The organism is Syntrophaceae bacterium (assembly GCA_013177825.1).
Lineage (GTDB): Bacteria > Desulfobacterota > Syntrophia > Syntrophales > PHBD01 > PHBD01.
In genome coordinates, this window is record JABLXX010000002.1 from 396,031 (window position 1) to 411,669 (window position 15,639).

Here is a 15,639-nt window from a genome sequence, read left to right on the forward strand (position 1 = left end):
CTGTGGCGGGTGCTGGATCCCCGCGGCAACGCAACGACAACCGAGTATGAGACACTGGCCTATACGTTTCCCAGCAAGGTTACAAAACCTGCGACGGACAGCAATCGGGTGGCGCACGTTACGCAATACCTGAATTACGACTATCGAATCGGCCGGCCAAGAACCGTCGTCGACGAAAACAGCCGGACCACGTCCTATTCATATGAGGGATTCGGCCGCCTGGCGCAGGTCGATTATCCCGATGGCGGGCAGACCCAGATGGGATACGCCGACCAGGCCTTCCCGCGATATGAGGTCACAAGCATCAAGGAAGATGCGGCGAATCGAATCAACAAGTACAAGTACTTCGACGGATTCGACCGGAACATCCAGACCGTGACGTTCGGCGAAGGCGGCAAGCGAATCGCGAGCAAAACGTACTACGATGTCATGGGCCGCGTCCGGCATGTAAGCGGGCCATACTTCAACGGGAGCGGATCTCCCGCATATCCTTTGAATGAGCCTTCGAGTTACCCCTATGTGAGCAAGGCCTACGATTATAGGGGACGGGTCACCTCTGTCACCAATCCCGACGATGAATATGGGACGACAACCACATCTTTTGCATACGGCGGTTTTGCCGTGACGATGACCGACCCGGACGGCCGGGTCAAAACGGAATACAAGGACCATCTGGGACGGACGATCCAAATCACCGAGGATGCCGTTTCCGGCGGGCTGAACCTGAACACGTCCTATACCTACAACGCGGCAGGCGACCTGCTGACGATCAGGGATGCGGCAAACAATTCGACGATCATCGCCTACAACAGCCTCGGGCAGAAAAGAAGCATGACGGACCCCGACCGGGGCATGCGCTCGTTTGCGTACGACTTGAACAGCAACCTGGTCACTCAGAAAGACGCCAAGGGAAACGTGTTTACGTTTGATTATGACGAACTGAACCGCATCAGAACGAAGAAGGCAGTATTTTATGCCGCTCCGACCTGTCCGAACGGGGGAGCCTACAGTACAGCCAGCGGCAAATGTGAGCAGGACGCAATCACGACCTATACCTGTCCCCTTGGCGGGGCGGGCTATGGCTCGGCGGAAACCTGCAACGCCAACTGCACAAACGTCGGATCCTGCGTCCAGCATACCCACACGGGACCCTTTCACTGCTCGAAATACGGCGGATACGACGCCGATCATTGCTACACGGGGTGCAGCGCCGACGGACTCTGCAACGACCTCACATGTCCGGAATCCCTGCCAGCCATGCTCGGTGCGGACACATGCCCGCCAGAAACCGACATGATGCCGGCGGGTTACTACTCGAAGAGCTCCTATATCGTGGGCATCGACAATAACTATATCTGCAGCGGCGACTGGTATGCCCTCTTCAAGTATGACAGCGTGAATCACTGGGCCTGTTCACTGTCGGATGCCGAATATTACAACGACGCGACATGCACGGCTGCATGCCGCCAGACTGCGGCCTGTTCCGGGCCGGCATACTCCTGCCAGGCGGGCTGGACGCCCAGTGGAACCAAGTGCATCCAGGATCCCGTCATACCGACGACCACAGAGCCGACGGTGACCTGGACCTACGACAGCGACAGCATCACAAACGGGCGGGGTCGGCTCTACAGCGTAACAAACACGAAAGTCGCGTCAACCATACTTGGTTACGACGGAATGGGCCGCAAGCTGGGCGAAAAGAAAACCTATGAAGACGATGCGGCGGAGTATGCCACCCGCTATGCATACGATTTATCGGGGAAGATGACGGGGATGACCTATCCCGACAGCTACCAGGTCGTTTACGCCTATCACCCCGGTTCGGACCTGCTCGCTTCCGTGAGGGGCGTGTCGGACAACCGGGAACATGGCCGCTTCAGCCTCTACGAATCGACGGGCAAGATCGGCCAGATCGATCATGCCAATGGGGCGGCGACCCGCCATACCTTCGGCCCCAGATCGACGAGGCTATACGGCATCGTGACAACGTCGGCAGGCCAGGATCTGCAGAACCTGGGCTACCGGTATACCCGGGCGGCCGATCTTTACCAGATCAAGGACTACCTTGGAGACGTCACATACACCTATACATACGACGGCCTGCACCGCCTCAAGGGCGAAACCAACACCGGAAGTCATCCGGCCAATACGTTCGACTATGACGCCATCGGAAACATCACGAGAAAAACCCTGGGCGACAACTCCTACGTCTACAGCTACGCCTACCCGCAGAAGCACGCCGTGTCCTCCATCGCCGTCAACGGCGGGGAGCCCAATGCCTTCAGCTACGACGCCAACGGCAACATGACGGAGGGTGCGGACTTCACCGATACGTCCGCTGTGGGCGCCCGGAGCGTGGTTTACAACATGGACAACATGCCCGGCCGGATCACGTACACGAAGGGTGGGAATACGGCCGTCACGGAGTTCCTCTATGACGGCGCCGGCCTGCGGGCGAAGAAGACCGGCGGCGGGAGCGCGACGTACTACGTCCACCCCGGCTACGAGGTGAAGAACGGGGTGGTCACGAAGTACATCACCGCCGCGGACATGAAGATTGCCCAGATCCGGGGGGCAGAGACGGCCTATTACCACCGGGATCACCTGAACAGTTCCACGGTCATGACGGACGAAACGGGTGCAAGGCTGGAAAGCACGGAGTATGCGCCCTACGGGACGATCCGGTCCTACACCGGCAGCCGGTCCGTCACCGACTACCGCTACACCGGGAAGGAGCTGGACATGGAGACGGGGCTCTACTACTACGGTGCCCGATACTACGATCCCATGATCGGCCGGTTCATCACCCCTGATCCAGCCCTGAGCCTCTATATACCCGCGCCGAACGACAACCGGCGCCTTCCCAACGGGGGCGTTTTCAATCCCGTGACGCTGAATCCCTACGCCTACGCTAACAACAACCCGATGAAGTACGTGGACCCGGACGGGTTGTGGACGACGCCGGTTCACCTTGGCCAAACTATCAATTGGTTAAAAAAGGACGACTTTGTTCGTAGCTACTTGAATCTCGGCAGAATCGAACGAGTCGCTGCCGCCAACGCCGCTGTGGACAATATCTTCGGCGGCAAGAGTTACATGCCCATCATCGGCGACCCCGGGCGGCACTTCAACGCCAATTCCGAAGGCATGCCGGATTCCAGGGATGTCTTTGCCAAGGCCTGCCTGGAACAGGCCATAAAGCATCAACTCGTAGCCAACGCATTGGCCAAAGAAGGCAAGATCACACAGGCAAGGGAGTACACCAGACTGGCCGATGAATGGCTGGGGACTGGCGTGCATTCGAAACAGGACAAACCCGCCCACGCGCAGGAGTACATGATAACATGGATAAAAGATATATTCGGGATCAGCATGCATAGTCCGTTTAATAATGGAAATGGCCTACCAGATGCCGATGATCCCAAAAAAGATCAACCAAGGTATGAAAACGCGATGAAAGAGACCATTCAGTATCTGAAAGAGTTCATCGAAGCGACCAAAGAAGACTTTTTCCGGGATGACGAAGTTAAGAGTAGTGCGGCATCGGAATGACTTGAAAAAAGATTGAGAAATAACAGCAAAACCTTTCCGCGAGAATAAACATGAGAAAGGCGGCTCTACAATGAAACGATTGTTCCGCTATGTGTTGATCCTTTCGATCGTGATGATTCTGTTTTGCGGCAATTTATGTATGGCTGGCGACTGGGATGTCCGCCCGGTGAAGATCAAGGTTATAGATGCCTTGACCAAACAACCCCTGCAAGGGATCAAAGTCTACTATGTCTTAACGACTTGGTATCCGAACATGAGTTGTATCGGATATTTCTTTTATCCGAGCTTTATACACGATGCACCTAGGAAGATGAAAGTCTATGAAAAAAAGGAATTGTCGACAAATGAGGCCGGAGAAGTTGAATTCTTATCTAAGAGACTGACGTTGAAATGTTATGAAAGAGTATTATGGGAAAAAGTAATCGTAAATCTGAATGTATTTGTTGATAAAGATTGGTTAATGAAGAAAATCTATACTGATAACTATGGATATTTTAGTGATTGGCTTTATGTATACGGCGAAGATGAGTTATTCAATATCAATCCAGCCTACAAAGGCTTTTTCCTGACGTATGTTTATAAAAGAGATGATCATGAAGAGCAGTTAGTTAAAGACCCTTCGTACAGAAATATTTATGAAATGCATGTTTTAAAGAAGTTGGACGATTTGCAGATTGCCACCGTCTGGAAAGGCCCCCCGGAGGAATATACTGTTGAACTTCGCCGGGCGGAGAAATAACGCACATGTCTCGTCACCCCGTTCAGTAAGGATAAACATTGGAAAGCAAGGCGGCTCTGCAATGAAACGATTATTCAGGCATGTGTTGATCCTTTCGAGCGTGATGATTCTACTTTCCGGTAATTTATGTTTGGCCGGCGACTGGGATGTCCGTCCGGTGAAAATCAAGGTTATTGATGCCGTGACCAAACAACCCCTGCAGGGGATAAAAGTCTACTATGTCTTAACGACCTGGTATCCGGACATGAGTTGCTTTGGTTATTTCTTTTATCCGAGCTTTATCCATCAAGCACCAATGAAAAGGAAAAATGCTGTGAAGCAAGAACTAACAACAGATGAGAAAGGTGTAGTAGTTCTGGAGCCAAAAGCATTGAGTCTGCAGTGTTATGAGACTGTGTTATGGGAGCACATTGCTGTAAATATTGATGTTGATATGAATATGAGTTGGATGAAAGGCCTATATAAAGACCGTTACGAATATCTTGGAGTCTGGATGTATGTGTTAGGCGATGATAAATTAATTAATATCAATCCAGACTACAAAGGCTTTTTCCTGACATATGTCTATAAGAGAGATGGTCATGAAGAGCAATTAGTTAAAGATCCTTCATACAGAAATGTCTATGAAATGCATCGATTAAAGAAGTTGGACGATTTGCAGATTGCCACGGTCTGGAAAGGTCCGCTGGAGGAATATACCGTTGAGCTTCGCCGGGCGGAGAAATAACGCACATGTCTTGTCACCCTGTTCAGTAAGAATAAACATTGGAAAGGAAGGCGTCTCTACAATGAAACGATTATTCCGGCATGTGTTGATCCTTTCGAGCGTGATGATTCTGTTTTCCGGCAATTTATGTTTGGCCGGCGACTGGGATGTCCGTCCGGTGAAGATCAAGGTTATTGATGCCGTGACCAGGCAACCCCTGCAGGGGATCAAAGTCTACTATGTCTTAACGACCTGGTATCCAAAAATGAGTTGCATTGGATATTTCTTTTATCCGAGTTTTATTCACGATGCGCCCAGAGAGTTGAAAGTATATGAAAAGAAAGATCTTTCGACAAACGAAAATGGAGAGGTGTTTATTAATGCGAAAGCGTTGAGTCTGAAGTGTTACGAAAATGTCTTGTGGGAGCACATAGCGATAAATATTGATGTTGATACGAAAATAGATTGGGTACTTTGGGTATATAAAGATAAATACAATTTCCTGGGAAACTGGATGTACGTGCATGGTGACAAGGAATTATTCAATATCAATCCAGCCTACAAAGGCTTTTTCCTGACGTATGTGTATAAAAGTGATGATCACGAGGAAGAACTCAAGCGGCGTTATTATTATTGGGAGAAGTATCAAAAACATACTCTGAATAAGTTGGACGATTTGCAGATCGCCACTGTCTGGAAGGGCCCCCTGGAGGAATATACCGTTGAGCTTCGCCGGGCGGACAAATAACGCGCATGTCTCGTCACCCCGTTCAGTAAGGATAAGCATGGGAAAGATAGGCGGCTCTACAATGAAACGATTATTCAGGCATGTGTTGATCCTTACGATCGTGATGATCCTGTTTTCCGGTAATTTATGTTTGGCCGGCGACTGGGATGTCCGCCCGGTGAAGATCAAGGTTATAGATGCCATGACCAGACAACCCCTGCATGGGATAAAAGTCTACTATGTCTTAACGACCTGGTATCCGGACATGAGTTGCTTTGGTTATTTCTTTTATCCGAGTTTTATTCACGATGCGCCCAGAAAGTTGAAAGTATATGAAAAGCAAGATTTTTTGACAAACGAAAATGGAGAGGTATTTATTAATGCAAAAGCACTGAGTCTAAAGTGCTACGAAAATGTGTTATGGGAAAAGATAGTAGTTAATCTTGAAATTGTATTAGAGGATTGGAGAGAAGAACTTTATGAAGGTAAATATGGATTTGTCAGCCATTGGATGTATGTAGATGGGGAAAGAGGTTTATTCAATATCAATCCAGCCTACAAAGGCTTTTTCCTGACATATGTGTATAAAAGTGATGATCACGAGGAAGAACTCAAGCGGCGTTATTATTACTGGGAGAAGTATCAAAAACACACTCTTAATAAGTTGGACGACTTGCAGATTGCCACGGTCTGGAAAGGTCCGCCGGAGGAATATACTGTTGAACTTCGCCGGGCGGAAAAATAACGCACATGTCTCATCACCCCGTTCAGTAAGGATAAACATTGGAAAGGAAGGCGGCTCTTCAATGAAACGATTATTCAGGCAAGTGTTGATCCTTGTGAGCGTGATGATTCTGTTTTTCGGTAATTTATGTTTGGCCGGCGACTGGGATGTCCGTCCGGTGAAGATCAAGGTTATAGATGCCGTGACCAAACAACCCCTGCAAGGGATAAAGGTCTACTATGTCTTGACAACCCGGCGTCCCGAGATGGGCTGTTTATATCTTTTCTATCCAAGCTTTATTCACCCGCCGCTCATGGAAAGAAAAAATTTATTTAAAAGAGTAACTTTGACCGATAATAATGGTCTAGTGTTTTTTGATCCAAAGGTCGTAAACTTGGGTTGTTATGAGAGGGTATTTGAGGAATATATAACAGTTAATCTTGATTTTGACAAAAATAATCCTTCAATAGAAGGGCTAAATAGGGATTTATACGATTATCTCGCTATCTGGACCTTTGTATTGGGTGATAAGGCATTTTCCTCAAACGACCATTTATACAGAGGGTTTTTCCTAACATATGTCTATAAAAGAGATGATCATGAAGAGCAACTCGTCAAAGATTCTTCTTACAGAGATATCTATGAGGTGTATCGATTAAAAAAGTTAGATACTTTAAGGCGACCTACCGTCTGGGACGGCAAGCCGGAGGAATATACCGTTGAACTTCGCCGGGGGGAGAAATAACGCACATGTCTCATCACCCCGTTCAGTAAGGATAAGCATGGGAAAGAAAGGCGTCTCTACAATGAAACGATTGTTCAGGCGGGCGTAGGTCATTTTTCCGGAGTAATAACACGATACGGAACGATCGGGAGAGTGACTTTTTCTTATAGTGTTTTTTGCCAGGAGCGTAAATAAAAGAGGAATGGCGGGATCGAATTCCTGTGTACGGATTATGAACATGGTTTGGAAATCAATTAAACCAAAGAAACAAATGATCTGAAAAGGGGGAGACAATGAGAGTGAAGATCGCTTTTTTAACCGTTGTGCTTCTGTTAATCGGGGCCTATGCGTTTGCTCAATCTCAATCCAGCGGGTCGTGCAACTTGAGTGGATCAAGTCAGTCTGGCGGTCTGTATCTCCACCAAATCCTTACCGGTTCAGGAACGGACGATTCTCCTTATCTTTTCGGCAATGCCGGCCGCAATTTATATTTTGGCACAAACGGGGAAACCGCCGCTCCAAAGATGGTGATCGATACGACCGGAAAAGTCGGAGTCGGAACATCGGCTCCGGTGGCAAAACTCGACGTGAGCGGTGATATTCGAATCGGCAAGACTGCCTCAGCCTGCACCACAACCAATGAAGGTGCCGTCAGATACAGCAATGCATCCAAAGCGTTGGAATTCTGTAATGGTACTGCCTGGACGGCCATTGGGGCGGTAACGAAACCGGTGGCACCCACAGTGACTCTCAGTGCAAGTCCAGCAGCAGTGGACGCCGGTTCGGCCGTTACGTTAACTTGGACGTCCACAAACGCCACAAGCGTATGGATCGATCAAGGGATTGGCAATGTATCATTAAATGGTTCCCGATCTATAGTCCCTTCGCAAACAGCAAAGTATACAATAACAGCCACAGGCACAGGAGGCACGGTAACATCAAGCGCAACAGTCCAAGTTTATCCAACATATATCTTCCCGATTTTTTAGAATGATCGATATGGGTTCGATGTCATAGGATGCAAGATATGCATCCCATGTATTGATATGCCTTTGTATATTAACTAAATATCGCCTGATTTCAGATTTCGGATGCTGACACAAAACATACCGTTTCTTGGACCGGAAGATTTCCCGAAGGTTCCATTTGTGATGGAAACGCTCTCCGCGCGTTTCCTGCGTGACAATGGAATTGTTCCCATCGACTTCAAGCAGGACACGCTGAAGATCGTTATGGCCGACCCTCATAACCAGGCGGTGATCGAAGCGATCAAAGTCGCTGTTCCCCATAACCTGGAAATCTATGGGGGAGACAGTCAGGCCATCAACGATCATCTGGAAAAATTCTATGACCAGGAAATCCAGGACATCGGCAGGATCATCGAAAACATCGACGACGGCTCCATCCACTATGTTCATGAGGAAGAGGACGATATCGGGCATCTTCAGGACCTGGCATCCGAAGCACCAATCATCAAACTGGTGAACATCATCATCATGCGGGCCGTCGAGAGCCGGGCCAGCGACATACACATCGAGCCGTTTGATGATGAGGTCAAGGTTCGCTACCGCATCGACGGCGTGCTGCACGACATCGAGTTAATCCCTAAAAAACTTCAGGCAGCCATTTTCTCCCGCATCAAGATCATGGCCAGGCTGAACATTGCGGAAAGGCGCCTGCCGCAGGATGGGCGCATCAAGTTGAAGATCGGCAGCGCGGAAATTGATGTACGCGTTTCGAGCATTCCTGTTCTCTATGGCGAAAGCCTGGTGCTCAGGCTGCTGGGTCAAAAAGGCATCAAGATCGACATGGAGCAATTGGGATTTCAAGTGGATACGCTGGATGCATTCAAGCGGATCATCAAAAATCCCAACGGCATGATTCTAGTCACCGGTCCGACCGGCAGTGGCAAAACGACAACATTGTATGGGGCTCTCGACAAGATAAACTCACCGGACAAAAAGATCATAACCGTAGAAGATCCGATCGAGTATCATCTCAACGGCATCAATCAAATCCAGATCAAGCCGCAGATCGGCTTGGACTTTGCAAACATCCTGCGCCACATCGTGAGGCAAGACCCGGACATTATCATGATCGGCGAAATCCGTGATCTGGAAACGGCGGAAATAGCCATCCAGTCAGCGCTGACAGGACATCTTGTCTTTTCGACGCTGCACACGAACGATGCACCGTCGGCCATTACCCGACTGCTCGACATCGGTGTGCCGAGCTATCTTCTGGTGGCGACAATCCGTGGGGTTCTGGCCCAGCGCCTGATCCGCGTCATCTGTCCGTCATGCCGTGAGATTGATGAAGAAATGCTGAAGGACGACCGGGTGGAAAATTTGCTGTCCGGCACTCACGATGTCATTTACCGTGGCAGGGGCTGTGATAAGTGCGCTCATACGGGCTTTTGGGGACGTTCCGCCATTTTCGAGCTTTTCACCATCGATCATTCCATCCATCAGTTGATGATCCGGAATACCGATGCCCGGCAGATTCGAGAGGCGGCGAGAAACAATGGAATGCGCACTCTCATGGAGGACGGCCTCCTGAAGGTCAGGGCCGGAACAACCACGATCCATGAGATCTTCCGGGCGACCCAGGAGATGTAATGCCCCGATATTCTTACCGATCAGTTGATGTGAATGGAAGCGTGGCAGAAGGTGTTGTCGATGCTCGTAACGAACAGGACGTCGAACGGATTTTAAAGGCCGGCCGCGTTATTCCACTGCACATCAAGAAGGCAAAGGCCGGGTTGCAAAAGAGCGAATTTTCTTTCCGTTCGGCTGGAAAGGATCTGCAGGCATTCACCGCGGAGTTGCACAGCCTGCTTGTTTCCGGCCTGCCGCTGGACCGAAGTCTGAACATCCTGTTGAACGTCACCCGAAACAAAAGAATGAAGGAAGTCATTTCCGATATCCTTAAATCCATTCGGGAAGGCGGTTCGTTTTCCGATGCCCTGCAAAGGCATCCCAGGGTTTTTTCGACACTTTATGTAAACATGATACGCGCTGGTGAACTTGGCGGGGCGATGGAAGCGATTCTCGAGAAGCTTGTCGATTTTCTGGAATCCTCGGAGGAGCTGAAAAACCACATTTTTTCTTCAATGATTTACCCCGTGATTCTGATCGTTACCGGCATTCTGTCCATCATTGTGCTGGTAACATTTGTGCTGCCCAAATTTTCCGTGATCTTTGCCGATATGGGGACGGATTTGCCGCTTTCAACACAAATTCTGGTTGCTGCCAGCAATTTCCTTGTGAATTCCTGGTGGCTGATCCTGTTGGCGGGAGGTGCTTTGTGGCTTGCCATGAGGAACTATCTGAAAACCGATCAGGGGAGGAGCAGGTGGGATCGACTGAAAATCAAGGTGCTTGGCGATGTCATTATAAAACTGGAAACAGCCCGGTTTTGTCGGACCCTTGGCGCTTTGCTGCACAGCGGCGTGCCGCTGCTGACGGCAGTGAAAAATGCAAAGGACGTGATCGGAAATTGCAGTGTGGCATCGGCTCTGGACCGGGTTGCCGGAGAAATCAAGGAAGGAAAGGGTATCGCCAAACCCCTGTCCGATGCGAACGTTTTTCCCGAACTGGCCATGTCCATGATCAAGGTGGGCGAGGAGACCGGCCGTTTGGACATCATGCTGATCAGGATTGCCGACACGTATGAGAAGAGCTTGAGGCTGTCCATCAAGCGGTTCATCAGCATCCTGGAACCGGCGCTCATCATGATCATGGGATTGATTGTGGGATTCATCGTCATATCCCTGCTGATGGCCATATTCAGCATCACGGACATTCCGTTTTGAATCCCGGGAGGTCAAGCCCGTGAACCGTGCCGAGCGCCTGTCGCCTCTTGGAGAAGCGGGATTCACCCTGGTCGAGATATTGGTCGTGTTCGTTCTGATGTGCTTGATCCTGGGGATCAGCACCGTGCTGTTTGCCGATCGATTGCCCGGTGCCAGGCAGAAAGCAGCGGCCAGGGAAATTGTTGCGACTCTCAGATATGCAAAAAATCTGGCTGTATCCGGAAAAGGACGGCAGGTCGTAGAACTTGATCTGGATGCCCGAAGTTACGTCCTCAAGGGAAGGGAAAAGAAGCTGATCCCGGAAGAGATCAGGCTGGTGATCCATGAATCCGACGTTAAGGCCGGCGCCGTTGAAGGCGGGCAATACCAGATCCGCTTCGATGCCAGGGGCGGCAATCGCTGGGACAGGATCAGCCTTGAGCGGGGTGGAAGAATTATTGAGATCAAATCGGATCCTGTCCGAACGGCATTCATATCGGAAAAGAAGTGAGGAAGAGCAGCGTGAATGTTTTTCAAAAGAGAGAGCTGAAAGGCTTTACGCTGATTGAGATCATGATCTCACTGGTCTTGGTGAGTCTCGCAATTGTGTCCGTCATTCAACTCTCCTCCGCCAATTTGCGCAATCTGGCAGTGGCCGGCGACAGGATCGAAATTCTGGAACGCGCCAATGCCAAAATGCGCGAGGTGCTCGACAGCGATCACGGTGAAGATGCATCGTGGAAGGAAATCAATGATGACGGGTATTCGTACGACATATCCGTAACCGAAATCTTGCGGGACCGCTCGTCGGCTCTCGGGGTCCGACTTCTGGATATAGAGGTGTCTGCGAAGCTCCGGAGACAAACAGGGGCCGGGAGGGTGACACTGAAAACGGCGAAACTGGTTTCCAGGTCCGCTGACCTGAAAAATGATGGCAAAACGGCATTCCACGGATCGTCCGTCCATTGAACCAGCGAGGCTTCACCCTGATAGAGCTGCTCATATCGATCACGATGCTGATCGTTATTATCGGCATCCTGATGGGCTCTCTGTTTTCAATGCATCGCATGATGGAAAAGGGGGAATGCAAGATTGAGAGCCTCCAGAGGAAGAGGGCCGTTCTTTTGCTGGTCGAGGCGCAGATTCAATCGGCCTTTCCCTCATTTCACACGGATCAGGGGGAGCGAAAAAGCCGCTTTCGGGGCGGAAAGGATTTCATGGAGTTTGCCAGCCGATATTCCATCTGGCGTGGGACTGTGGGAAACAGCCTTGTCAGGTATCAGATAAAAAACCGGGAGCAGGCCAAAACCGCTTTGCATATCGAGGAGCGGGTACTGGGAACCGACATCGGGAATCAGGTCGAGCTTATAGACGGTTATGAATCGATATTGTTTGAGTACTATTTAAAGAATGCCGTAGAATCGGGGACATGGGTGGATTGCTGGCCGCAGGACGAGAAGACCATGCCTTCCAAAATCAGGCTTCATTTTGTCGATAAAGACGGGCTGAAAACCATGACGATCCAGGTATTGAGCAGGGAGCCTGCCTCCGCGGTTCTGACGGGTTTGCGCCCTGTCGTGACGAAATGAACGACAGCCATCGGGATGCTATCGCACAGGCAGATTCCATGATTCGATACAAGAGAGTGGAAGAGAAAAAGCTTGCGTCGGATTCCGGCATTGCCCTGATGATGGTGCTTTGGGTCCTGACGCTGCTCATCGTCATGACCTTTGCGTTTTCCGTGACGGTGAGAACGGAAGCACTTTCGACCGGTACATTCATGGAACAACTGGAAAACAAGTACCTGGCGGAGGCGGGCTTCCAGAGGGCGCTGCTGGAGATTTTCCATCGCAAAGCCTGTAAGAGCGGCTCGGTGAAGCCGGCCGAGGCTGACATGTATTCTGCGGACGGTAGGTTTCATCAAGGGAAAATCGGTGATGGTCATTATCAGTATGCGATCATGGATGAATCGGGAAAAATCAGCATCAACCTGCTGACCGACACATCCGGCATCTTGCTGAACAACCTCCTGGTCGGTCTGGGAGTTGAAAAGCAACAGGCCGATGCAATCGTGGATTCCATCCTTGACTGGAAAGACCCCGACGACCTACATCGACTGAACGGTGCGGAGAGCGATTACTATCAAAACTTGCCCACACCTTACCGATCCAAAGACGCAGATTTCGACACCCTGGAGGAGCTCCTGCTTGTCAAAGGCGTAACGCAGGACATCCTTTACGGAACGGAGGACCGGCCAGGGCTGCTTCCATTTCTGACCGTGCATTCACCCTCCCGGCAGATCAATATTTTCTCGGCTCGGCCGGAACTGCTCAAGGCCGTGCCGTTCATGACAAACGATATGGTTCAGGCTGTTGTTCGCCACCGAGATGAGAGAGACGGCAACATGAACAATTTCGGGCTGCAATCCATCATGGCCGCGGGTGACATGGCAAAGGCCGCGTCCTGCCTGACGACCGCCGATTCAAATGTATATTCCATTGAATCAATTGGTTACAAAAAAGAGGGGGCCGGTGCTTACGCTCTCAATGCAGTGGTCCGGATCGAGGGGGGTGATCGCTTCAGGATCCTTTCCTATCAGAGCCCGGCACACGCGGAGACACGGAAGAATGAAAGCCTGTCGCGATAAACTGCATGCTTTGCTTGAAAAAGCAGCAAATATCGGCCGTGCCTTCATGAATGGATTTCTATTGAGCCTTGCGGACCGGCGGCTTTCGTTTGCCAGGGTTGTTATCATTTCCTTGGAGGAGGACGGGGTTCACATTGCCTACGGCGAAAAGACGCCATGGCGGGAGAATATAAAACAATACCGGCACTATCCCCAGGAAGGGAATGGCCTTCCGAAACCTGAATATGTTGCTTCATGTGTACTGGGATTCGTGTCGGAGTTCGGATTGTCAAAAGCGGCCTTCGTACTGTCCATCCCTCGCGGCTGGGTCATTCTGCAGCCGGCGGAGTTTCCAGCGGCAGCCGGAGAGAACCTGCGGGGTGTCGTGGCGTTTGAGTTGGACCGGCTCACGCCATTGACAAGGGACAATGCCTTTTACGATTACAGCATGATCGATTGTGATCCCAACAGAATAAGGATCCTGCTGGCCGCAGCCAGGGCCGACAGCATCCAATCGTATCTGGCGGCACTCAAAGCCTGTCAAATCGAGGTGAAGAAAGTCAGCGTTTCCTCGTTCGGGATCAAAAACCTGGTTTCCAAAACCTGTCCGGACCTTGATGCGGTTTTCATATCGGCAAGGGGCTCGGCCTACGAATGGGGCGCCGTTTCGGACTCCAGGCTCCTGTATTCCGCTGCGTGTACGCTGGAGGCTGACGATCCCGATATGGGGCGCATCGTAGAGCGGGTGAAGTCAGTGGTTGATGATCTGCAAACGGGCACTCGCCGACCGGTTATTGTCCTGGACACCGATAGCAAATGCGGACGAGTGTTTTACGACAGATTCAAGTCCATGAACGTTTTCAGCGTCAGGGATAAACATAAGCACATCATTCAAAACAGGGAGATGTCCACAACGGCCATCGGCGGGCTGATGGCCGCTTTTGTGGACGATCCTCAAGGCGTCAATCTGCTGACCTGCTCTGCATCTGTCATTGTCCGCCCCCCTTTATTGCCGACTTCCATCCTGTTGGTGGGAATCGTGCTGATCCTGGCTTTTCATCTCCTGGCACCCCTGTACTACGGACAGAACAGGATCGATGAGCAGGCTCGGCTCATCCTGTCGCTCAAACCGGAAGTGAAAAAGGCGGAGGCATTGAAGTGCAAGATGGACGCATTGAAGAACGAGATCCGCTCCATTCGCCAATTTAGAAAACAAAACGATCGGTCGATCGATATCATTCAGGATCTTACTACGATTCTGCCGCAGAAGACCTGGCTTACGCATTTAAAGATTACGGATACGGCTGTGGAAATGGAGGGACATGCTTCATCGTCCTCCGAGATCATTCTCAAACTGGAAAATACGAAACGTTTCAAACGGGTTGAGTTTACGTCGCCCACGGTTCGCGATGCAAGGTTGAGCAATGAACGCTTTGCCATCAAGATGGAATTGAAAGATGGAGGTGGGGGGAACTGGATGGTCAAAGAGGGAAAGATCCATGCGAAACAGTAAGCGTATGATCATGTTTTTCCTGCTGGCCATACTGGCCGCGTCTGTTCTTTATGAATATGGAATTCTCGGCGTCCTGGAACGGGCGAATGCGATCGGGGAGCAAGAAGACATGCGAATGAAAACGCTGGGGAAATTTGCCGCCCTTATCGCACAGATACCCGTTATGGAGAAGGGATTGCCGGAGCTGGAACAAGTCCGGAAAGGGGAAGCGGTCAAAATGATTCCGGGTGAAACGCTTGCGGTCGCCTCCGCAAATCTTCAAAATTCCATCAAGGCTGCAATCATGGCAAGAAACGGTGTCATCAATAGCGACCGGATGGAAAGGCCCGAGAAAACAGGTCCTTTTCAAATCGTCAGCACTACCGTCGATACGGTATTCCCGGATATTCGTGCGCTTTCGGAGACTTTGGCGGCGATTGAGACACAGACGCCTTATCTGGTCGTGCGGGAGTTGGATGTACGAGTCCGCAATTACAGCGATCCCCGCGATTTGATTGTGCGTATGAAGGTGTCGGCGCTGGCAGGTTCATGAAAT

Annotated in this window: 15 protein-coding genes; all 15 read left to right on the forward strand. The window is 50.6% G+C overall.

The window, feature by feature from the left end:
* The first annotated feature begins 9 nt into the window (after positions 1-9).
* Positions 10-3,552: an RHS repeat-associated core domain-containing protein gene (locus HPY65_06570; GenBank protein NPU84134.1), complete on the forward strand. Its 3,543-nt coding sequence runs from the start codon at positions 10-12 to the stop codon at positions 3,550-3,552.
* Between the two features lie 70 nt (positions 3,553-3,622).
* Positions 3,623-4,291, forward strand: coding sequence for a hypothetical protein (locus HPY65_06575; GenBank protein NPU84135.1), 669 nt, complete (start codon positions 3,623-3,625; stop codon positions 4,289-4,291).
* A gap of 61 nt (positions 4,292-4,352) precedes the next feature.
* The gene (locus tag HPY65_06580; protein ID NPU84136.1) at positions 4,353-5,018 is read left to right on the forward strand and encodes a hypothetical protein; all 666 of its coding nucleotides are present in this window, start codon (positions 4,353-4,355) and stop codon (positions 5,016-5,018) included.
* Positions 5,019-5,079: 61 nt separating this feature from the next.
* A complete protein-coding gene (locus HPY65_06585) occupies positions 5,080-5,745 on the forward strand; it encodes a hypothetical protein (GenBank protein NPU84137.1) in 666 nt (221 codons plus the stop codon).
* A gap of 37 nt (positions 5,746-5,782) precedes the next feature.
* Positions 5,783-6,469 (forward strand): hypothetical protein, encoded by a 687-nt coding sequence (locus HPY65_06590; GenBank protein ID NPU84138.1) that lies wholly within the window; start codon positions 5,783-5,785, stop codon positions 6,467-6,469.
* Positions 6,470-6,530: 61 nt separating this feature from the next.
* A complete protein-coding gene (locus HPY65_06595) occupies positions 6,531-7,193 on the forward strand; it encodes a hypothetical protein (GenBank protein ID NPU84139.1) in 663 nt (220 codons plus the stop codon).
* Positions 7,194-7,465: 272 nt separating this feature from the next.
* A complete protein-coding gene (locus HPY65_06600; protein ID NPU84140.1) occupies positions 7,466-8,161 on the forward strand; it encodes a hypothetical protein in 696 nt (231 codons plus the stop codon).
* A 102-nt stretch (positions 8,162-8,263) separates the two neighbouring features.
* Entirely contained in the window at positions 8,264-9,790 is a 1,527-nt protein-coding gene (gene gspE / locus HPY65_06605) for a type II secretion system ATPase GspE (GenBank protein ID NPU84141.1), read from the forward strand.
* A complete protein-coding gene (locus tag HPY65_06610; protein ID NPU84142.1) occupies positions 9,790-10,986 on the forward strand; it encodes a type II secretion system F family protein in 1,197 nt (398 codons plus the stop codon). Before gspE ends, HPY65_06610 begins: the two co-directional genes overlap by 1 nt.
* Before the next feature lie 19 nt (positions 10,987-11,005).
* Positions 11,006-11,476 (forward strand): hypothetical protein, encoded by a 471-nt coding sequence (locus tag HPY65_06615; protein NPU84143.1) that lies wholly within the window; start codon positions 11,006-11,008, stop codon positions 11,474-11,476.
* Between the two features lie 11 nt (positions 11,477-11,487).
* A complete protein-coding gene (locus HPY65_06620) occupies positions 11,488-11,934 on the forward strand; it encodes a prepilin-type N-terminal cleavage/methylation domain-containing protein (protein NPU84144.1) in 447 nt (148 codons plus the stop codon).
* The gene (locus tag HPY65_06625) at positions 11,931-12,554 is read left to right on the forward strand and encodes a hypothetical protein (protein NPU84145.1); all 624 of its coding nucleotides are present in this window, start codon (positions 11,931-11,933) and stop codon (positions 12,552-12,554) included. The genes HPY65_06620 and HPY65_06625 overlap by 4 nt, the downstream gene beginning before the upstream one ends.
* Positions 12,551-13,612 (forward strand): hypothetical protein, encoded by a 1,062-nt coding sequence (locus HPY65_06630; GenBank protein ID NPU84146.1) that lies wholly within the window; start codon positions 12,551-12,553, stop codon positions 13,610-13,612. Before HPY65_06625 ends, HPY65_06630 begins: the two co-directional genes overlap by 4 nt.
* Entirely contained in the window at positions 13,593-15,104 is a 1,512-nt protein-coding gene (gene pilM, locus HPY65_06635) for a pilus assembly protein PilM (protein ID NPU84147.1), read from the forward strand. Before HPY65_06630 ends, pilM begins: the two co-directional genes overlap by 20 nt.
* Positions 15,091-15,636, forward strand: coding sequence for a hypothetical protein (locus tag HPY65_06640; protein NPU84148.1), 546 nt, complete (start codon positions 15,091-15,093; stop codon positions 15,634-15,636). The genes pilM and HPY65_06640 overlap by 14 nt, the downstream gene beginning before the upstream one ends.
* The last annotated feature ends 3 nt before the right edge of the window (positions 15,637-15,639 follow it).